This window comes from Delftia sp. WSY_22 (genome assembly GCF_043104185.1).
Classification (GTDB): domain Bacteria; phylum Pseudomonadota; class Gammaproteobacteria; order Burkholderiales; family Burkholderiaceae_C; genus Comamonas; species Comamonas tsuruhatensis.
The window spans coordinates 176,476-194,993 of the sequence record NZ_JBICKN010000017.1; the positions used below are offsets into that span (position 1 = coordinate 176,476).

Below are 18,518 nucleotides of genomic sequence, written 5' to 3' on the forward strand. Positions count from 1 at the left end.
TCGCTAGAATCCGGAACCTGTTTTCAAAAGGAAACAACCAGCCGCTCCGCGTCCACCCACACAACAACCGAAAATCGTGCCTCTCCAGCCCCGCTACAGCGCCCCAGCCTCCTCCCCTGCCTTCCGCCTGCAATCCACGCTGGCCCACGCCCTGCTGCTTGCGGGACTGGCCGCCAGCACCCAGGCACAAGCCCAATCGGGCACGTCCGCAGCACAGTCTTCGCAGACCTTCCAGCTGGGCACGGTCGATGTGCACGGTGCGCGTGATGAAGCAGAGGCAATATCCGGCGATGAACAGCGACTGGACGCCGCCGAGATGCGCCAGCGCAATGCCGACACCGTGGCCGACGCCGTGCGCCTGCTGCCGGGCGCCACGCTGTCGCGCAACAATCGCAACGAGGAAATGATCTACCTGCGCGGCTTCGATCCGCGCCAGGTGCCGGTCTTCGTGGACGGCGTGCCGCTGTACGTGCCCTATGACGGCTATGTGGACTTCGGCCGCTTCACCACGTTCGACCTGTCCGAGATCCGCGTGGCCAAGGCTGGCGCCTCGCTGATGTATGGCCCCAATACGCTGGGCGGCGCCATCAACCTGGTCACGCGCAAGCCGGTCAAATCCGTCGAGGGCGATGCGCGCATCGGCGCAGGCGCAGGCGGCGAACGCAAGGCCGCCGTGAACCTGGGCGGCAATCTGGGCTCCTGGTACTACCAGCTTGGCGCCTCCTACCTGGACGCGGACAGTTTTCCGCTGCCCAAGGGCTTCAAGGACTTCAAGAAGCAGCCCACCGACACGGGCAACTACCGCGACAACGCCTACCGCACGGACAGGCGGCTGTCGTTCAAGCTGGGCCTGACGCCCAATGCCACGGACGAATACGCGCTGGGCTATGTGCGCCAGGAAGGCGAGAAGGGCAACCCCGTGTACACCGGCAGCGCCACGGGCAAGAACGTCATCCGCTACTGGCGCTGGCCCTATTGGGACAAGGACAGCGTGTACTTTCTGAGCACCACGCGCATCAATGCCGACAACCTGCTCAAGACACGCATCTACCACGACACCTACCAAAACGGCCTGGACATGTACACGGACGCGAGCTACACGCGCCATGACCCCACCAGCAGCTACAAGGACGTGAGCCAGGGCGCCAGCATCGAGTGGGCCAACTACAGCTTCAAGGGCCATGCGCTGCGCCTGGGCGCGCACTACAAGATCGACGAGCACACCGATGCTGCCTCGGCCAAGGACCCCAGCAAGCACTACCGCGACGTGACGCATTCCCTGGTGGTCGAGGACACGATCTCCCTGGCCGAGCGCTGGAGCCTGAACCTGGCGCTCAGCCACGACCAGCGCGATGCGCGCGAGGTCTACCAGTGGCCCACGGGCTCGGCCAGCGCCACCATTGGCGTGGCCAAGCTCGGCTATGCGCTGGGCGGCGGCAGCGAGGCGTATTTCATCGCCTCGCACAAGACGCGCTTTCCCACCATCAAGGACCGCTACTCGGCACGCATGGGCACGGCCCTGGCCAACCCCGACCTGCAGCCCGAGACGGCCAACCACCTGGAGCTGGGCGTCAGCGGCTCGCCCTGGCAGGGCGGCCAGGGCCAGGCCGCGCTGTTCTACAGCCGCGTGCGCAACCAGATCCAGACCGTGGTCGTGGCCTCTGCCGAATGCGGCGGCACCACCTGCAACCAGGCGCAGAACGTGGGGCGCACGCGCAACATCGGCATGGAGCTGTCCCTGGCCCAGCAACTGTCGGCGCAATGGGGCGTGAACGCCGGCTACACCTACCTGAACCGCCGCAACACCAGCGACTCCAGCATCACGCTGACCCACACGCCGCGCCACCGCCTGCTGGCCGGTGTCCAGTGGCGTCCGCTGGCGCAGTGGGAATTCAATGCTGAGGTCGAGACCGAGAAGGGCCGCTACGTGCCGCTGTCGGGCAGCGGCCAGCTGCAGACGCTCAAGCTGCCCGGCTACGGCATTGCCAACCTGCGTGCACGCTACAAGCCGCGCAGCGACATCACCGTGGACTTTGGCGTGGCCAATATCGGCGACAAGTGGTACCAGCTCGATGACGGCCTGCCCATGCCGGGCCGCAGCTGGTATGTCAACCTGGGCTATCGCTTCTGAGGAGCGGACCTGGCGCGAAGCGCCCGCCCACGTCTGCCTGCGCTCCGGGTCCAGCCAAGCTGCCCATGGTCAACGACACCGGGGTCGGGCAGGAGTACAACAGCCCCATTGATACGCATCAACCTGCATGCCATGAACCCGCCCTTCACCACCCTGCCCCTGGCCGCCCTGGTCCATCCCGACGACGAGCATGCAATGGAGCTGCTGCTCGAACGCGTGGCACGCCGCCTGCAAGGCGCGGGCTGGCGCGTGGGCGGGCTGGTGCATCGCCAGGACCGCTATGCCAACGGCAACAAGCGCATGCAGCTGTTCGACCTGCGCAGTGACCGCCAATTCGAGCTGTCCCAGGACCTGGGCTGCGCCTCGCGCGCCTGCAGCCTCAACCCCCAGGCCCTGGCCCAGGCCAGCGCCGTGCTGCGCCAGGCGCTGGACGATGGCGTGGATCTGGTGGTGATCAACCGCTTCGGCATCGTCGAGGCCTCGGGCCAGGGCTTTGCCGCCGAATTCGCGGCCTTTGTCGAAGCCGGCACGCCCGTGCTCACGGCCGTCGCGGCCCGCCATCTTGAAGACTGGCGCAGGTACACCGGCAGCCTGCATGCCGAGCTGGCAGCCGATGAGGTGCAGATCGAGCAATGGTGCCAGGCACAGCTTGAGCGCCGTGGCTGCGCCAGCCCCATCCCCTGACTTTCATGACCGATCTTCTGTTCACCCGCCGCCGCTGGCTGGGCCAGGCCATGGCGGCACTGGCCTCATCGGCTCTTGTTCCCGGCCATGCCCAGACCACGACCATTGCCGCGCGCATAGGCCAGATACCGGACGCGACCAAACTGCGCCGGGTGTTTGCTGCAGGCCCGCCCGCAGGCGTGCTGGTGGCCACGCTGGCACCGCACAAGCTGCTGGGCTGGCCCCAGCAGCTGGACGATGTCTCGCGCGCCTATCTGGGGCCCACACTGCAGGCGCTGCCGCATCTGGGCCGCCTGTCCGGGCGCGGCAGCACCATGCCGCTGGAGTCGCTGCTGAAGCTGCAGCCCGACCTGATGCTGGACGCCGGCACGGCCGATGCCACCTATATCTCTGCCACCGAGCGGCTGGCGCGCCAGACCGGCCTGCCCTGCGTGCTGATCCAGGGCTCGCTGGCCGACCACCCACGCCAGTTGCGCGAGGTTGGCGCCCTGCTGGGCGAGGCCGCACGCGGCGAGACGCTGGCCCGCCATGCCGATGCCGTGGCGGCGCTGGCGCAGCGTTCCACCCAGGGCATGGCACCGGCCGAGCGCCCGCGCGTGTATTTCGCGCGCAGCGCCAACGGCTTGGAGACAGGGCTGGCGGGCTCCATCAATGTGGAAGCCGTCGAGTACGCGGGCGGGCTCAATGTGGCGACGGATGCAGGGCGCGGTGGACTGACACGCGTGTCCATGGAGCAGATCCTGGCCTGGGACCCGCAGGTCATCGTCACGCAGGAACCCGGCCTTGCCGAGCGCATGCGCCAGGACCCGCTGTGGCGCGGCGTAGCCGCCGTGCGCTCGGGCCGCGTGCACTGCGCGCCGGTCTGGCCCTTCGGCTGGCTGGATGGTCCGCCCGGCGTCAACCGGCTGATCGGTGTGCGCTGGCTGCTGGAAAAGCTCCACCCGCAGGCGCCGGCCCTGCAGGGACTGCCGCCGTTGGAACGCGAGGTGCGCGACTTCTACCGCCTGTTCTACGGTGCCGACCTGTCGCCCACAGCGCTGGGCAGGCTGATGGAGACTGCGCGTTGATGCCTGCCACAGGCCGCCGCATGGGGTGGGTGCTCGCACTAGCCTTGCTGGCCGCCGTGCTGCTGGGGGCGCTGGCGGCGGGTCAGTTCTCCATCGCGCCGCAGCAGCTTTGGCAGTCGCTGCTGGCGCGCGCAATGGGCACGGCGTCCCCCTTGTCCGCCAGCGCCGAGACCGTGCTCTGGAACATCCGCCTGCCGCGCATCGCCGCAGGCCTGGCCGTGGGCGCCACGCTGGCGGCGGCAGGCGCGGCCTACCAGGGCATGTTCCGCAACCCGCTGGTCTCGCCCGACATCCTGGGCGTCTCGGCCGGTGCCGGCCTGGGCGCGGTGCTGGGCATCTTCCTGGGCTGGTCCATGGCGGCCGTGCAGGCCCTGGCCTTTGGTGGCGGGCTGGCCGCCGTGGCCGTGGTGGTGGCCATCAGCACCAGCGTGCGCCGCCATGACCCGGTGCTGGTCCTGGTGCTGGCCGGCATTGCGCTGGGCGCGCTGCTGGGCGCGGGCATCGCCCTGGTCAAGACGCTGGCCGACCCCAATACGCAGCTGCCATCCATCACCTTCTGGCTCATGGGCGGCCTGAGCGCCGTGACCCTGCCCGAGCTGGGTGCCACGGCACCCGTGATGCTGTGCGCCCTGCTGCCCCTGATGCTGCTGCGCTGGCGCATCAACCTGCTGGGCCTGCCTGACGAGGAGGCGCTGGCCCTGGGCGTGCCCGTGGCACGCCTGCGCCTGCTGCTGGTGGCCTGTGCCACGCTGGGCACGGCGGCCGCCGTATCGCTGGCCGGCATCGTCGGCTGGGTGGGGCTGGTGGTGCCGCATGTGGCGCGCCTGCTGGTCGGCCCCAATTTTGTGCGCCTGCTGCCGGCCTCGGCGCTGCTGGGCGCTGGCTTCGTGGTTGCGGCCGACACGCTGGCGCGCAGTGCGGCACGCATCGAGCTGCCGCTGGGCATTCTCACGGCCCTGGTCGGCGCGCCCGTCTTTCTTTACCTGCTGTCGCGCACGGGGCGCAATGACTGAAGTGCAGGCCCCACCCGTGCTGCAGACGCTGGCCCTGGCCACGGGCCATGGGCGCCGGCGCGTCAGCCAGGGGCTGGACCTGGCCATTGCCGCAGGCGAGGTGCTGTGCCTGCTGGGCCCCAACGGCTGCGGCAAGACCACGCTGTTCCGCACCGTGCTGGGCCTGCTGGCGCCGCTGGCCGGAGAGGTGCGCGTGCAGGGCCAGCCCGTGCACAGCTGGCCGCGTGCCGAGTTTGCGCGGCGCGTGGGCTATGTGCCCCAGGCGCAGGCCGGCGTCTTCGGCTTCGAAGCGCTGGACATGGTGCTCATGGGCCGTGCCGCGCGCCTGCCTGCGCTGGCCCGGCCTTCAAGTGCCGACCGTGCCCTGGCGCTGGGCTGCCTGGAGCAGTTGGGCATCGCCCATCTGGCGCTGCGCCCCTATACCGAGCTGAGCGGCGGCGAGCGCCAGCTGGTGCTGATCGCACGCGCCCTGGCCCAGGAGCCCGCGCTGCTGGTCATGGACGAGCCCACGGCCAGCCTGGACTTCGGCAACCAGATCCGCGTGCTGGACCAGATTGCCGCGCTGCGTGCACGCGGCATGGCCGTGCTGCTGTCCACCCACCAGCCCGAGCATGCGCTGCAGGTGGCCGACCGCATCGCCCTGCTGGGCCGCGGCGGCCTGCAGGCCTGCGGTGCGGCGGCGCAAGTGGCGACACCGGCCGCGCTGGCTGCGCTCTATGGGGTGAGCGAGGCGGCGGTGGCGGCGCGGCTGCCGGCAATCCCTAAGGTCTGGGCGGGCGCCACTTCCAGCACGGCGGAGGCGTCAAGGGCTGGCCTGCATCCTTGAGCAAGCGCTGCAGCAATTGCTGCTCGCTGTGGATGGAAGGATCGGCCAGCAGCCGGGCAAACCGGGTTCCTCCGTCCTGCATGCCGAGCGGGGCGGACGCTTGCATCAGCCACTCCAACTGGCGGCGCTGGGCCCGGGCCGCGGCGCGCTCGGTCGGGGTTTTGGCCAGCCGGCGTTGAATCGCCAGCCCAAAGCCCTCGTCCAGCACGGTCGATGAGCGCTCTGTCAGCAGGTGGGCTACATGCAGGCAGTCGGCCTCGCGCGCCGGGGTTTTGCCCATCGCTTCGGGTTTGCAGGCATCCAGCAGCGCCTTGTAGCCCGTCAAGGGAAAGGCTGTCCAGATACCTATTGCAGTGATCACCGCGCCTTCCTCGAGCCGGTAGTTCGGACTGCCACCCAGCGCCTGCAGCTCCCGTGCCGTGGGCGGATGGCGCAGCAAAGCGGACTGCATCCAGCGCACGCCGTCATACATGTGCAGGTCCGCGTAGCGGCTTTCGCGCGCTGCAACCAGCAGTTCCTGCGGTCCCAGCGCCTGCTGCATCAGCGCAGAGAAATTGCTGGGCTCCAGCGCCAGCCAGCGGCGAGCAGCCTCGGAGCGCACTTCGCCTTCGTCCTCAGGGGCCTTGGAGGCCAGCAGTTGATAGGCCAGCGCATCCTGCCCTGCCCGCTCCAGCGCATCCTGGCGCCAGCCCTCGGCCTGGCTGACAGCGCTTTTGTCGCGGGGCGACAGATTGATCAGGATGGCCGCAAAGGCCAGATCGCGCCCGCTGCCGGAATCGGCCAACTGCGCCGCCACGCGGTGCAGATACGCATCCCAGGCTGATTCGCGTGCGGATTCGTCGGGTTCAGGCGCGTCAGCTGTGTGCGTTGCTGACAACGGAGACGGCGGCTGTGCCGGCTGCTGGGCCTGCGACTGAGCAGCAGTTGCCAATGCCAAGAACAGCCCGATGGCAACCAAGCGGTTTCGCATTCTGAAATCCTCCCTCTGGCCGGCAAGCATATCGGCCGCCCATGCGTTTGGCATGCCCAGCCCCGCAAAGTCTGCTGCCATTCACTTATATCCATATCCACATACTTGCAGGACAAAACAATCGTTTGCTTCTATAAGGCCATTGCTTACATTCCCCTCCATGCAGGGTTCTGTGCGCGTGTCCCGCAAGTGCCTCGGTGCCACGCGATGAGCCCCTGCACCGCCGCCACTGGCGGCAGTCGAAGACCCCACATCCGAAGCGCCATGTACCAATACACCGAATTCGACAAACAGTTCATCCGCCTGCGCGCCGAGCAGTTCCGTGACCAGCTCGAACGCTGGCAGGCCGGCAAGCTCTCGGAGGATGAGTTCAAGCCCCTGCGCCTGCAAAACGGCTGGTATGTGCAGCGCTACGCGCCCATGCTGCGCGTGGCCGTGCCCTACGGCGAGCTGTCCAGCGCCCAGCTGCGCGTGCTGGCCCGCGTGGCCCGCGAGTACGACCAGCCCGACGCCGCCCTGCTGGCCGAGGCCCGCGACACCCAGGCCAAGCTGGGCGACATTCCCCTGCACGACGGCCGCCGCATCGGCTCCGACCTGAAGTTCGGCTACGGCCACTTCACCACGCGCACCAACGTGCAGTACAACTGGATTCCGCTGTCCAAGGCCGCCGACGTGATGGACCTGCTGGCCAGCGTGAACCTGCACGGCATCCAGACCAGCGGCAACTGCATCCGCAACATCAACAGCGACGCGCTGGCCGGCATTGCCATCGACGAGATCGCCGACCCCCGCCCCTTCACCGAAATCCTGCGCCAGTGGAGCACGCTGCACCCCGAGTTCAGCTTCCTGCCGCGCAAGTTCAAGGTCTCCATCAGCGGCGCCGAGGAAGACCGCGCCGCGCTGGGCTGGTACGACGTGGGCCTGCAGCTGCTCAAGAACGAGGCTGGTGAGCTGGGCTTCAAGGTGCGCGTGGGCGGCGGCATGGGCCGCACGCCCACCATCAGCCCGGTGCTGCGCGAGTTCCTGCCCTGGAACCAGCTGATGAACTACCTGGAAGCCGTGATCCGCGTCTACAACCGCTACGGCCGCCGCGACAACGCCTGGAAGGCGCGCATCAAGATCCTCGTGAAGTCCGAGGGCCAGAACTACATCGACCAGGTCGATGAGGAGTTCCGCCAGATCGTCGAGGTCGAGGGTGGTCCCCACACCATCACGCAAGCCGAGTACGACCGCGTGGCCGCCAATTTCCGCGAGCCCGAGCTGGACCTGTCGCCCGCCAATGCCGAGGCCGAGACCCTGGCCCTGCTGCGCACCGCCGCCGAGGAAGACAAGGACTTCGGCCGCTGGCTGACCAGCAATGTGCGCCCGCACCGCCACCCGCAGTTGCGCGCCGTGCTGCTGTCGTTCAAGCGCCTGGGCTACGCGCCCGGCGACGCCACGGCCGACCAGATGGATGCCGCCGCCGAGCTGGCCGACCAGTTCTCGGCCGGCGAGATGCGCGTCACCCACGAGCAGAACCTGCTGCTGCCCTGGGTGCGCCGCGACCAGCTGCCCCAGCTGTACAAGGCGGCCAAGGCCCTGGGCCTGGCCAAGCCCAACATCGGCCTGCTGACCGACATGATCGCCTGCCCCGGCGGCGACTTCTGCTCGCTGGCCAATGCACGCTCCCTGCCCATTGCCGAGGCCATCACCGAGCGCTACCAGGACCTGGACGAGCTGTGGGACCTGGGCGAGATCGACCTGCACATCAGCGGCTGCATCAACAGCTGCGGCCACCACCACAGCGGCCACATCGGCATCCTGGGCGTGGACAAGGACGGCAAGGAGTGGTACCAGATCACGCTGGGCGGCGCCGACGGCTCCCACCTGTCCGGCCCGGCCACGCCCGGCAAGATCATCGGCCCCTCGTTCAGCGCCGCCGAAGTGCCCGGCGTGATCGAGGCCCTGCTGGCCACCTACCGCGAACAGCGCCAAAGCGAAGGCGGCCGTTTCGAGACCTTCATCGCCACCGTGCGCCGCGTGGGCATCGAACCGTTCAAGGCCGCCGGCAATGCAGCCCGCCACCCCGCCAAGCACACCGAGGAAGCGGCCGCCTGACCCCAGGTGAGAGCCGCAGGAGATCCCCATGAAAATCATCGCCGCCCACGAGCACCAAAGCCCGGCCGAAGGCCAGCAGACTGTCATCGCCCCGGCCAATGACGCCGACCCCTTCACGCTGGACCTGACCGGCGTGCAGCGCATCGACCTCAACTTTCCCAAGTTCACCGACGGCCGCGCCTTCAGCCAGGCCCGCCTGCTGCGCAAGCGCCTGGGCTTCCAGGGAGAAATCCGCGCCACGGGCGACGTGCTGATCGACCAGTTGGTGCAGATGCAGCGCTGCGGCTTCGACGTGGCCGTGCTGCGCGAAGGCGTGGACATCTCCGATGCCCAGCGCCAGCTGGAACGCTTCCACGGCTTCTACCAGGGTGATGCCGTCCATCCCGAGCCCCACTTCGTCAAGGCAGCCTGACATGGGTGCGCAAAGCTTTCTGTCGCGACAGGCATCGGCCAAGGCCACCGAGGTCAACGGCCGTGCCAGCAGCGGCTTTGCCGACAAGCTGGCCGCCACCGAGGCCTTGCTGCGCGAGGCAGCGGCGCTGGGCGCCGAGGCCGTGACGCAGGCCTCCAGCCTGGGCGCCGAGGATGTGGTGATCACCGACATCATCCACCGCCTGGGCCTGGACATCCCCGTCTTCGTGCTGGACACCGGCGCGCTGCACACCGAGACCCTGGCCCTGCTGGAGCGCACCCAGTCGCTGCCCGGCCTGAGCGTCAAGGTCTACCGGCCGCAGCTCGAATCGGTGATCCACTTCATCCGCGACAACGGCCAGGACGCCATGTACCGCAGCATCGAGCTGCGCAAGGCCTGCTGCGGCGTGCGCAAGATGGAGCCGCTGGCGCGTGCGCTGGCCGGCAAGAGCGCCTGGATCACGGGCCTGCGCCGCGAGCAGTCCAATGCCCGCGCCGACGTGCCCGCCGTGGACCGCAGCGAGGTCGAGACCAAGGGCCTGACCAAGTTCAACCCGCTGACCGACTGGACCCAGGGCGATGTCTGGCACTACATCGCCAGCCATGGCGTGGACTACAACCCGCTGCACGACCAGTTCTATCCCAGCATCGGCTGCGCACCCTGCACGCGCGCCGTCAGCCTTGGCGAAGACTTCCGCGCCGGCCGCTGGTGGTGGGAGGATGAAGCGGCCAAGGAATGCGGGCTGCACGCCAAGAAGTGAAACAACAGCGTTTGACACCGATTTGATTGGAAACCAAGAAATGAACGCCCGTGTGGACACCTCCGTGCTGAGCCATCTCAGCAACCGCCACCTCGACGCCCTTGAAGAGGAAACCATCTTCGTGCTGCGCGAAGTGGCCGCCGCCTTCGAGCGCCCCGCCCTGCTGTTTTCGGGCGGCAAGGACTCGCTGGTCATGCTGCGCTGCGCCGAAAAGGCCTTCGGCAAGGGCCGCATCCCCTACCCGTTGCTGATGATCGACACCGGCCACAACTTCCCGGAAGTGACCGATTTCCGCGACCTGCGCGCCAAGGAGCTCGGCGCCGAACTCATCGTGCGCAGCGTCGAGGACTCCATGGCACGCGGCACCGTGCGCCTGGCCCATCCGGGCGAAAGCCGCAACGTCCACCAGTCGGTGACGCTGCTGGAGGCCATCGATGAATTCCGCTTCGACGCCCTGATCGGCGGCGCGCGCCGCGACGAGGAAAAGGCCCGCGCCAAGGAACGCATCTTCAGCCACCGCGACAGCTTCGGCCAATGGCAGCCCAAGGCACAGCGCCCCGAACTGTGGACGCTGTTCAACACGCGTCTGGCCCCCGGCGAGCACTTCCGCGTGTTCCCCATCAGCAACTGGACCGAACTCGACGTGTGGCAATACATCGAGCGCGAGCAGATCGCCCTGCCCAGCATCTACTACACGCACAAGCGCGAAGTGGTGGAACGCCGCGGCCTGCTGGTGCCCGTGACCGAACTCACACCGCCGCGTGACGGCGAGGAAGTCGTGGTGCGCGACGTGCGCTTTCGCACCGTGGGCGACATCACCTGCACCTGCCCCGTGGAAAGCGATGCCGCCACGGCGGCCGACATCGTGCTAGAAACCCTGGCCGCCGATGTCAGCGAGCGCGGCGCCACACGCATGGACGACAAGACCAGCGAAGCCTCCATGGAAAAGCGCAAGAAGGACGGATATTTCTGATGACCACCGCAAGCATTGCCGCCGGCGCAGCCGTTGCGGATTCCCCCGCCACCGAGGCCTCCAACGCCTCGGCCCTGCGCTTCATCACCTGCGGCTCCGTCGACGACGGCAAGAGCACGCTGATCGGCCGCCTGCTGGTGGACACGCGTGCCGTGCTCCAGGACCAGCTCGCCGGCGTCACCAAGAGCGGCGAGACCGACCTGGCGCTGCTGACCGACGGCCTGTCGGCCGAGCGCGAGCAGGGCATCACCATCGACGTGGCCTACCGCTACTTCGCCACCGAAAGCCGCAAGTTCATCATCGGCGACGCGCCGGGCCATGAGCAGTACACGCGCAACATGGTCACCGCCGCCAGCAGCGCCGACGCCGCCGTGGTGCTGGTCGATGCCACCAAGCTCGACTGGAAGAACCCGCAGCTCACCCTGCTGCCGCAGACGCGCCGCCACAGCCTGCTGGCCCACCTGCTGCGCGTGCACTCGCTGGTGTTTGCCGTCAACAAGCTCGACGCCGTCGAAGACCCGCAACTGGCCTTCGTCCACATCCGTGGCGCGCTGCAGCGCTTCACGGCCGAGGCCGGCATCGCCTCCGCGGCCACCGTGCCCGTCTCGGCCCTCAAGGGCTTCAACGTGGTCAACGCCGAGCCCGGCTGGGCCGGCTACGACGGTCCCAGCCTGCTGCAACTGCTGGAGCAGTTGCCCAACACGCCGACCGACACCGGCCTGGCGCTGGCCTTCCCCGTGCAGTGGGTGGAGAAATTCTCGTCCTCGGCCGATACCAGCCAGGGCCGCCGCGTGTTCTGGGGCCGCGTGGCCGCAGGCCGCGCACGCGTGGGCGACGCCGTGCAGATCCTGCCCAGCGGCCAGCAGGCCGTGATTGCCCAGGTGCTGGACCATGCCCGCGTTCCCGGCTCCATCGACGCGGGCCTGTCGGCCGGCATCACGCTGGACCGCGAGGTCGATGTCTCGCGCGGCGACTGGATCGTCGCCGCCCCGGTGGCTGCGGCAGCAGTGGCGGACGACGACTTCGATGCCCCCGGGACACAGCCGGCATGGCCCAGCCAGCGCGAGATGACCGCCACCGTGGCCTGGATGGACGAGCAGCCGCTGGTCCCCGGCCGCACCTACCTGGCGCTGCACGGCCACCGCTGGATCAAGGCCAAGGCCCGCCGCGTGGTGCACCGCCTGAACATCCACACGCTGGCCCAGGAAGAGGCCACCCAGCTGGAGCCCAACGCCATCGGCCGCGTGGAGCTGCTGCTGCAGGAAAGCATTCCCGCGGCGCCCTTCGCCCAGGCCCGCCAGCTGGGTGCGCTGATCCTCGTGGACACGGCCAGCCACGCTACCGCAGGCGCTGCACTGCTGGATTGAGCAACTGGACAGTCCCGCTTCGCGAGCCGGCACATGCCGGCTCGTGGGCTTTCAGAAAACCGCAGCAGTCCGCGCCAGAATCTCTTGCATGTGCAGGACCGTGTTCCGAAAAATTCTAGAATCCCGGGTTGATACCGACATTCACACCGCAAATAAAAGACTCCCATGACTCACGTCGTCACCGAAAACTGCATCAAGTGCAAATACACAGATTGTGTGGATGTCTGCCCCGTGGACTGCTTCCGCGAAGGCCCCAACTTCCTCGTGATCGATCCTGACGAGTGCATCGATTGCGCCGTGTGCATTCCCGAATGCCCGGCCAATGCCATCTTTGCCGAGGAAGACGTCCCCGCCGACCAGCTCGCCTTCATCAAGCTCAATGCCGAGCTGTCGCTGGAAAAGGGCTGGAAGAGCATCACCAAGCGCAAGGCCTCGCTGCCCGACGCCGACGACTGGAACGGCAAGCCCGGCAAGCTGGACCAGCTCGAACGCTGAAGCCGCGCAGCAGCCCATGCAAGACACCTCCGGCGCGCAACCGATCCAGACCGATGCCCTCGTCATAGGCGCAGGCCCGGCGGGCCTGTTCCAGGTGTTCCAGCTGGGGCTGCAAGGCATCCGCTGCCATGTCGTCGATGCCCTGCCCCATGTGGGCGGGCAGTGCGCGCAGCTGTACGGCGACAAGCCCATCTACGACATTCCCGGCATTCCGGTGTGCACGGGCCATGAACTGGTCCAGTTGCTGCAGCGGCAGGTCGCGCCCATGGACGCGCAACTGCACCTTTCCCAGCAGGTCGCCCAGCTGCAGCGCATGGACGATGGCCGCTGGCTGGCGCAGACCTCGCAAGGCCTTGAACTGCATGCGCGCAGCGTCTTCATCGCGGCTGGCGTGGGCGCCTTTGTGCCCAAGGCGCTGAAGGTGCCCGGCGTGGAGCGGCTGGCTGCAGGCCAGCTCCACTACCATCCCGCCGATCTGGACATGGTGCGCGGCCGGACCGCCATCGTCCACGGTGGCGACGAAGAGGCCGTGGCCGCGGCCATTGCCTGCGCCGACAGGGCCCAGACCACCTGCCTGCTCTACCGCCGCGACGCCTTCCAGGCTTCGGCGCCGTTGCTGGAGCGCCTGCAGGAGCTGCGCGACAGCGGTGCCATCCGCGTGGTGATCGGCCAGATCACGCAACTGCATGCCGACTCAGGCCTGCTGCGTGCCGTGCAGTGGATGGATGGCGAAGGGCAGGAGCATGAACTGGCGGCGCAGCAACTGGTCGTCTGCCTGGGCATCTCCCCCCGCCTGGGCCCGGTCGCCGAATGGGGCCTGGCCATGGAGCGCAAGCAGCTGCTGGTGAACCCTGCAACCCAGGCCACCGATGCGCCAGGCATCTATGCGATCGGCGACATCGTCAGCTACCCGGGCAAGCACAAGCTGATCCTGTGCGGCTTCCATGAAGCCACCATGGCGGCCTTTGCCGCCGCCGAGTACCTGCAGGGCGAGAAACCGCTGCTGCAGTACACGACGACCAGCGCACGGCTGCACGCCATCCTCGGCGTTTCCCATCCGGACGCCTGAGCTTGGTGTTCGCCGCCCGGCGACCCTACAGTTCGGCGCGGCAGTGCCGATAAGGTGGGCAGCGTCCACTCATGCACATCAAGCCTATGGTTGCCACTCTAGAAGCCCCTCCCAGCACTGCCGTCGCGCCACCGGCCGATCCGCGCAGCTTCACCTTCCAGATGCCGCTGTTCCGCCCGGGCACGCAGGTCACACAGAACGGGAAGGCCGAGAAGGTCAGCCACGTCATACTGCGCCGCCGTGAACTGATGGTCTATCTGGTCGGCCATGAAGACCCCGTCAGGCCAGAGCGGCTGAGCATCGCACCCTCGATGTTCACCACACAGCGGCGCCCTGAAGCCTTGAGCTGGATTCTTTGACAGGAAACCGGGCCTGGGCCCGGTTTTTCATCGACGATCCTTCGAGACTCAGGCCTCGCCGCGCCCGGCCATCTTCTGGCCCAGGCGCACGGGCGCGGCATGTGTCCACTGCGCGTTGAAGCGCAGCCCTGCCGATGCGGGAAACAGCATGACCACGGTGGAGCCCAGCTGGAAGCGCCCCATTTCCTCGCCCTGGCCCAGGACGATGGACTGGTCGTCGTAGCGCCAGTCCTGGATGCGACCGGGCCGCGGCGGATTGACGATGCCGTGCCACACCGTTCCCATGCTGCCCACGATGGTGGCCCCCACCAGCACCAGCACCATGGGACCGTGGTCCGTATCGAAGACGCAGACCACGCGCTCGTTGCGTGCAAACAGGCCCGGCACGCCGCGCGCCGTGACCGGATTGACCGAGAACAGTTCGCCGGGCACATAAATCATCCGACGCAACCGGCCGGCACAGGGCATGTGGATGCGGTGGTAGTCGCGCGGGCTCAGGTAAATGGTGGCGAAATGCCCGTTGTCGAACTGCCGCGCCAGCTGTGCATCGCCGCCGACCAGCGCCGTGGCGCTGTAGCTGTGCCCCTTGGCCTGGAAGATCTGCTCGCCCTCGATGGCGCCGATCTGGCTGATGGCGCCATCCACAGGACAGACCCAGTCAGCCGAAGCCAGCGGCCGCACACCGGGCTTGAGCGCCCGCGTGAAGAACTCGTTGAAGCTGGCATAGGCCGCAGGATCGGAATCGGCCGCCTCCGACATGTCCACGCCATAGCGTGCAATGAAGCGACGGATGACTGCCGTGGTCAGGTCACCCGCACGCGCCTGGGCCAGGCGCCCCATGACGGCAGTCAGCGCCTGCTTGGGCAAAAGATACTGGGAGAGAACGGCAAGTCGATCAGACATCGAGGTTTTGCTATAAAAGTAATAGAAGCTGTGGGCGGATTCTAGCCAACCCGCGACCATCGCCCCCTCCTCGGCTACCGCGGCCTTCAACCCTGGCCGGACCGCCGCAAAGCCTCGCGCACGTTTTTCGAGGCCATCTCATCACACGCGGATGACAAAAGCCTCGCCGTCCCAGCACGAATCCGACCTGTGTTTTGCGTACGATGGCCGCTTTGAACACCGCCCGCACGGCGACGAATACAACACTGTAGAATCAGGAAGTTTAGGTGTTGCCGGGCTTCGTCTTTGCGACACCGTTGTGACCTGGTCCTCTGTCCGGTCTGCGCCTTTTGCGCAGAACATCCACAGCCTTTTCAGCCTGACCACGTACCCCATGTTCTGTGGGCCAGGCAAGGTTTTCGTGGTTCCGACAAATGAGTGCCGCAACCGACCCAGACCTAAGAGATTGAACACATGGCCAAAGAAGAACTGATTGAAATGCAAGGCTCCGTCACGGAAGTCCTGCCTGACTCTCGCTTTCGTGTGACGCTGGAAAACGGACACCAGCTGATCGCCTACACCGGCGGCAAGATGCGCAAGCACCATATCCGCATCCTGGCTGGCGACAAGGTATCGCTGGAGATGTCGCCCTACGACCTCACCAAGGGCCGCATCACCTTCCGCCACCTGGCCAACCGTGGCCCCGGCCCTGGATCGCGTTGAACAGAAAATTCGCACATTGCGAAAATACCCATTTTTTTGACGCTACAATAGCGTTTTAGTCGGAGCGTAGCGCAGCCTGGTAGCGCATCTGCTTTGGGAGCAGAGGGTCGCGAGTTCGAATCCCGCCGCTCCGACCAAATGATTCAAGCCCCTGGTTCGAAAGAGCCAGGGGCTTTTGTCTAACAGAATCCAAAGCGTCCAACGCAGCGCCGCCAGCACGAGCCCTCGCTTCAGGCCAGCAAACCGACCACCGCGACGGTATGGCAGGCGCTGCCGGCAACCACGAACAGGTGCCAGATGCCATGCGAATGGCGCATGCTCGAAAGGCTTCGGTAGAACACCGTTCCTGCCGAATAGAGCAGTCCGCCCGCGAGCAGCCAGGCCAGGGTCTGCGCACCGTGGCGCAAGGCCATCGGCACCGCGCCCCCCAAGCTGAGCCAGCCAAGGCTGATGTACAGGGACAGGCGCGGCGGCGAATCGAAACCAAGTGCACGTATCGCGCCCTGCAATGCGAGCGCCCATACACCGGCAAGCAAGGACCAAGCCCACAAGCCAGAGGGCGCCATCAAGGCAAAAGGCGTGTGGCTGCCGGCAATCAGCAGGTAAATGCAGGCGTGGTCGACGCGCTGCCAAAAACGCTTGCGTGCCCCGGTGCAGCCATGAAAGAGGGCCGAGGCACCGAACAGCGCCGCCAGAGAGAGGCCAAACACCACAGAGCCCGCAATCTTGCGCGCATCGCCGCCGGCCACCGTTTCGCAGATGAGGCCCACACTGGCCACCACGCCCACGAGCAGGGCTGCCAGATGACTCCAGGTATTGAACCGCTCGCCGGGCTGGCACCAAACGCTCGTGCCGCTCGGCAAGCCTGCCTGCAAGTCTGGCATGAAGCCTCCTGTCGCATGACCAAGGAACGCCGGACGCCGTGCCCGGCTCCGCCACCTTACGGCTCAGACGTTACAGGGCAATGATTGCAACTCACACGCTGCAGCGCCGTCCGCCGGATACCCCACGACGTGCCGCGTCAAATTGCAACACCAGGCCTTGAAACCATCCTCAAACCATCCATATGGATGGCACAAGGATGTTCCATGGCCGCAAACACAACCACCTCCAACCCTCGCGTGAGCGAATCCGAGAAGCTCACCATCAATCTGGGCTATGTCGACCTGGGCCAGATCGACCTGCTGGTCGCCGAAGGCTTCTACGCCAACCGCAGCGATTTCATCCGCACAGCGATACGCAATCACCTGCGCAGCCATGCGGACGCGGTGCAACAGGTCGTCGCCCGCAAGATGCTGGTCCTGGGGATGCAGCATTTCTCCCAGGCCGATCTCATGCGGGTGCAGGCTGCCGGGGAAAAGCTGCAGATCCGCGTGTTGGGCCTGGCCAGCATCGCGCAGGACGTGTCTGCGCAGCTTGCCGCCGAAACCATCGAATCCATCACGGTGCTGGGAGCGCTCCAGGCCAGCCCCGCCGTTCGTGCCGCTCTGGCCGGCCGCATTACCTGAGAACCATTCCATGAAACAGCTTTTTCAAGACATGCTGGGCGAGGCGACACGCCTGACGCGCACCGGCAATCTGCTGGAAGCCACCGAGCTGATTCAGCGCACGCTGCGAGGCCAAAGTGCGCCCACACCCCACGACAAGCCAGCCGCAACCAGTCATCGGGATGCAGGCTGGATCGTCGATGCCGAAGCCCGCTTCATCGACGATGCTCCCGAACTCGCCGTGCCTGCGGGCTCATCGCAGGCAGGCACCTCCAGCGACGAGCAATGGCTGCTCGGCAGCTACTCTCACGGAGGCCGGCAGCTGGCCTATCGGCTGTACGTGCCGCCAGGCAGTGCCCTCGAAGCGGGACCTCGCCCGCTCATCCTCATGCTGCACGGCTGCACCCAAGGGCCGCAAGACTTCGCCGCCGGCACGCGCATGAATGACCAGGCGCGCAGCGCTGGCGTACTGGTGCTCTATCCCGAACAAACACAGCATGCAAACTCGCAAAAGTGCTGGAACTGGTTCAAGGCCCAGCACCAGCAACGGGGCCGGGGCGAGCCCGCACTGCTGGCAGGCCTCACGCGCCAGGTGATGGCCGACCATGGCGCGGACGCATCGCGGGTCTATGTCGCCGGACTTTCGGCCGGAGGTGCAATGGCGGACATATTGGGACGCACCTATCCCGAGCTGTTCGCCGCCGTGGGCGTGCATTCGGGCCTGGCCGCCGGTGCCGCGTCCAATCTGCCCTCAGCCCTCGAGGCGATGCGAAGAGGCGCAGCATCTGGCTCGGCCAGCGGCCCCAGCGTGTGTGCAGTGATCGTGTTTCATGGTGACGCGGACACCACGGTACATCACGACAACGGCGCAGCCGTCGTGCATGCTGCACGCAGCGCGCAAAGCCCCACAGGCGCACCTCGCGTCAGCCAGGGCCATGCGCCGAACCGCCAACGGTTCACCCGCTCTGCCTATATCGCAGCCGATGGCAGTACCGCCATCGAGCACTGGCAACTGCATGGCGCAGGCCACGCCTGGTCCGGCGGCAGCGCAGCGGGCAGCTACACCGCGCCGGGAGGAATCGACGCCAGCGCCGAGATGCTGCGCTTTTTCCTTTCGCACCAGCGTGCGCGCAACTGCTGATTCGGCGCCGCTGCTCGCATTCGCCAACCACATGATTTCAAAGGCTCACAAGGGTTAGGAAT

General features: G+C 67.0%; 19 protein-coding genes and 1 tRNA gene. 17 read left to right on the forward strand and 3 right to left on the reverse strand.

Features of this window, described 5'->3' with window-relative positions; all coding sequences use genetic code 11:
• The first annotated feature begins 76 nt into the window (after window positions 1-76).
• The 5 genes from ACF8NF_RS09465 to ACF8NF_RS09485 all read left to right on the forward strand — a co-directional run bounded on the left by ACF8NF_RS09465 (window position 77) and on the right by ACF8NF_RS09485 (window position 5,721).
• Window positions 77-2,131, forward strand: a complete 2,055-nt coding sequence (locus ACF8NF_RS09465; protein WP_392450501.1) for a TonB-dependent receptor plug domain-containing protein — start codon at window positions 77-79, stop codon at window positions 2,129-2,131.
• A 132-nt stretch (window positions 2,132-2,263) separates the two neighbouring features.
• Entirely contained in the window at window positions 2,264-2,815 is a 552-nt protein-coding gene (locus ACF8NF_RS09470; protein WP_016448340.1) for a DUF2478 domain-containing protein, read from the forward strand.
• Between the two features lie 5 nt (window positions 2,816-2,820).
• The gene (locus tag ACF8NF_RS09475) at window positions 2,821-3,882 is read left to right on the forward strand and encodes an iron ABC transporter substrate-binding protein (RefSeq protein WP_392450502.1); all 1,062 of its coding nucleotides are present in this window, start codon (window positions 2,821-2,823) and stop codon (window positions 3,880-3,882) included.
• A complete protein-coding gene (locus ACF8NF_RS09480; protein WP_392450503.1) occupies window positions 3,882-4,895 on the forward strand; it encodes a FecCD family ABC transporter permease in 1,014 nt (337 codons plus the stop codon). Before ACF8NF_RS09475 ends, ACF8NF_RS09480 begins: the two co-directional genes overlap by 1 nt.
• Window positions 4,888-5,721 carry an ABC transporter ATP-binding protein gene (locus ACF8NF_RS09485; RefSeq protein ID WP_392450504.1) on the forward strand — a complete coding sequence of 278 codons (834 nt, stop codon included), beginning with the start codon at window positions 4,888-4,890 and terminating at the stop codon, window positions 5,719-5,721. The genes ACF8NF_RS09480 and ACF8NF_RS09485 overlap by 8 nt, the downstream gene beginning before the upstream one ends.
• Here ACF8NF_RS09485 and ACF8NF_RS09490 read toward each other — a convergent pair.
• Window positions 5,657-6,691, reverse strand: coding sequence for a hypothetical protein (locus ACF8NF_RS09490; protein ID WP_392450505.1), 1,035 nt, complete (start codon window positions 6,689-6,691; stop codon window positions 5,657-5,659). The genes ACF8NF_RS09485 and ACF8NF_RS09490 overlap by 65 nt on opposite strands.
• A gap of 264 nt (window positions 6,692-6,955) precedes the next feature.
• Between ACF8NF_RS09490 and ACF8NF_RS09495 the strand changes: the two genes are divergently transcribed.
• From ACF8NF_RS09495 to ACF8NF_RS09530, 8 genes are all read left to right on the forward strand, one after another.
• Complete coding sequence (locus tag ACF8NF_RS09495; protein ID WP_017407097.1) at window positions 6,956-8,788, forward strand: nitrite/sulfite reductase; 1,833 nt, start codon at window positions 6,956-6,958, stop codon at window positions 8,786-8,788.
• 28 nt (window positions 8,789-8,816) lie between these two features.
• Window positions 8,817-9,200, forward strand: a complete 384-nt coding sequence (locus ACF8NF_RS09500; protein ID WP_017407096.1) for a DUF934 domain-containing protein — start codon at window positions 8,817-8,819, stop codon at window positions 9,198-9,200.
• 1 nt (window position 9,201) lies between these two features.
• On the forward strand, window positions 9,202-9,960 hold the full coding sequence (locus ACF8NF_RS09505; RefSeq protein WP_013801647.1) for a phosphoadenylyl-sulfate reductase: 759 nt from the start codon (window positions 9,202-9,204) through the stop codon (window positions 9,958-9,960).
• Between the two features lie 40 nt (window positions 9,961-10,000).
• Window positions 10,001-10,933 carry a sulfate adenylyltransferase subunit CysD gene (cysD, locus tag ACF8NF_RS09510; RefSeq protein WP_016448348.1) on the forward strand — a complete coding sequence of 311 codons (933 nt, stop codon included), beginning with the start codon at window positions 10,001-10,003 and terminating at the stop codon, window positions 10,931-10,933.
• Window positions 10,933-12,300 (forward strand): sulfate adenylyltransferase subunit 1, encoded by a 1,368-nt coding sequence (locus tag ACF8NF_RS09515; protein ID WP_392450506.1) that lies wholly within the window; start codon window positions 10,933-10,935, stop codon window positions 12,298-12,300. Before cysD ends, ACF8NF_RS09515 begins: the two co-directional genes overlap by 1 nt.
• A gap of 165 nt (window positions 12,301-12,465) precedes the next feature.
• A complete protein-coding gene (gene fdxA, locus ACF8NF_RS09520; protein ID WP_012206456.1) occupies window positions 12,466-12,795 on the forward strand; it encodes a ferredoxin FdxA in 330 nt (109 codons plus the stop codon).
• A gap of 16 nt (window positions 12,796-12,811) precedes the next feature.
• Complete coding sequence (locus ACF8NF_RS09525) at window positions 12,812-13,864, forward strand: NAD(P)/FAD-dependent oxidoreductase (RefSeq protein ID WP_017406952.1); 1,053 nt, start codon at window positions 12,812-12,814, stop codon at window positions 13,862-13,864.
• Between the two features lie 71 nt (window positions 13,865-13,935).
• The gene (locus tag ACF8NF_RS09530) at window positions 13,936-14,223 is read left to right on the forward strand and encodes a hypothetical protein (protein WP_016448351.1); all 288 of its coding nucleotides are present in this window, start codon (window positions 13,936-13,938) and stop codon (window positions 14,221-14,223) included.
• A gap of 48 nt (window positions 14,224-14,271) precedes the next feature.
• Here ACF8NF_RS09530 and asd read toward each other — a convergent pair whose 3' ends face one another.
• Window positions 14,272-15,126 carry an archaetidylserine decarboxylase gene (gene asd, locus ACF8NF_RS09535; RefSeq protein WP_026062786.1) on the reverse strand — a complete coding sequence of 285 codons (855 nt, stop codon included), beginning with the start codon at window positions 15,124-15,126 and terminating at the stop codon, window positions 14,272-14,274.
• Window positions 15,127-15,579: 453 nt separating this feature from the next.
• Between asd and infA the strand changes: the two genes are divergently transcribed.
• Window positions 15,580-15,828 carry a translation initiation factor IF-1 gene (gene infA / locus ACF8NF_RS09540; RefSeq protein ID WP_012206460.1) on the forward strand — a complete coding sequence of 83 codons (249 nt, stop codon included), beginning with the start codon at window positions 15,580-15,582 and terminating at the stop codon, window positions 15,826-15,828.
• Between the two features lie 60 nt (window positions 15,829-15,888).
• Window positions 15,889-15,965, forward strand: a tRNA-Pro gene (locus tag ACF8NF_RS09545).
• Window positions 15,966-16,058: 93 nt separating this feature from the next.
• Here ACF8NF_RS09545 and ACF8NF_RS09550 read toward each other — a convergent pair.
• The gene (locus ACF8NF_RS09550) at window positions 16,059-16,712 is read right to left on the reverse strand and encodes a hemolysin III family protein (protein WP_052151651.1); all 654 of its coding nucleotides are present in this window, start codon (window positions 16,710-16,712) and stop codon (window positions 16,059-16,061) included.
• A gap of 204 nt (window positions 16,713-16,916) precedes the next feature.
• Between ACF8NF_RS09550 and ACF8NF_RS09555 the strand changes: the two genes are divergently transcribed.
• Window positions 16,917-17,336 (forward strand): CopG family transcriptional regulator, encoded by a 420-nt coding sequence (locus ACF8NF_RS09555; RefSeq protein ID WP_126312026.1) that lies wholly within the window; start codon window positions 16,917-16,919, stop codon window positions 17,334-17,336.
• Window positions 17,337-17,346: 10 nt separating this feature from the next.
• Complete coding sequence (locus ACF8NF_RS09560; RefSeq protein ID WP_392450507.1) at window positions 17,347-18,456, forward strand: alpha/beta hydrolase family esterase; 1,110 nt, start codon at window positions 17,347-17,349, stop codon at window positions 18,454-18,456.
• Window positions 18,457-18,518 lie beyond the last annotated feature (62 nt).

Bases quoted from the DNA above. Each gene is read 5' to 3' on its own strand.
- ACF8NF_RS09515 (WP_392450506.1), top strand. From the start codon at position 10,933: ATGACCACCGCAAGCATTGCCGCCGGCGCAGCCGTTGCGGATTCCCCC.
- asd (WP_026062786.1), bottom strand. From the start codon at position 15,126: ATGTCTGATCGACTTGCCGTTCTCTCCCAGTATCTTTTGCCCAAGCAG.
- ACF8NF_RS09560 (WP_392450507.1), top strand. From the start codon at position 17,347: ATGAAACAGCTTTTTCAAGACATGCTGGGCGAGGCGACACGCCTGACG.
- ACF8NF_RS09505 (WP_013801647.1), top strand. From the start codon at position 9,202: ATGGGTGCGCAAAGCTTTCTGTCGCGACAGGCATCGGCCAAGGCCACC.
- fdxA (WP_012206456.1), top strand. From the start codon at position 12,466: ATGACTCACGTCGTCACCGAAAACTGCATCAAGTGCAAATACACAGAT.
- ACF8NF_RS09490 (WP_392450505.1), bottom strand. From the start codon at position 6,691: ATGCGAAACCGCTTGGTTGCCATCGGGCTGTTCTTGGCATTGGCAACT.
- infA (WP_012206460.1), top strand. From the start codon at position 15,580: ATGGCCAAAGAAGAACTGATTGAAATGCAAGGCTCCGTCACGGAAGTC.
- ACF8NF_RS09475 (WP_392450502.1), top strand. From the start codon at position 2,821: ATGACCGATCTTCTGTTCACCCGCCGCCGCTGGCTGGGCCAGGCCATG.
- ACF8NF_RS09485 (WP_392450504.1), top strand. From the start codon at position 4,888: ATGACTGAAGTGCAGGCCCCACCCGTGCTGCAGACGCTGGCCCTGGCC.
- ACF8NF_RS09530 (WP_016448351.1), top strand. From the start codon at position 13,936: ATGCACATCAAGCCTATGGTTGCCACTCTAGAAGCCCCTCCCAGCACT.
- ACF8NF_RS09525 (WP_017406952.1), top strand. From the start codon at position 12,812: ATGCAAGACACCTCCGGCGCGCAACCGATCCAGACCGATGCCCTCGTC.
- ACF8NF_RS09550 (WP_052151651.1), bottom strand. From the start codon at position 16,712: ATGCCAGACTTGCAGGCAGGCTTGCCGAGCGGCACGAGCGTTTGGTGC.
- ACF8NF_RS09470 (WP_016448340.1), top strand. From the start codon at position 2,264: ATGAACCCGCCCTTCACCACCCTGCCCCTGGCCGCCCTGGTCCATCCC.
- ACF8NF_RS09480 (WP_392450503.1), top strand. From the start codon at position 3,882: ATGCCTGCCACAGGCCGCCGCATGGGGTGGGTGCTCGCACTAGCCTTG.
- cysD (WP_016448348.1), top strand. From the start codon at position 10,001: ATGAACGCCCGTGTGGACACCTCCGTGCTGAGCCATCTCAGCAACCGC.
- ACF8NF_RS09500 (WP_017407096.1), top strand. From the start codon at position 8,817: ATGAAAATCATCGCCGCCCACGAGCACCAAAGCCCGGCCGAAGGCCAG.
- ACF8NF_RS09495 (WP_017407097.1), top strand. From the start codon at position 6,956: ATGTACCAATACACCGAATTCGACAAACAGTTCATCCGCCTGCGCGCC.
- ACF8NF_RS09555 (WP_126312026.1), top strand. From the start codon at position 16,917: ATGGCCGCAAACACAACCACCTCCAACCCTCGCGTGAGCGAATCCGAG.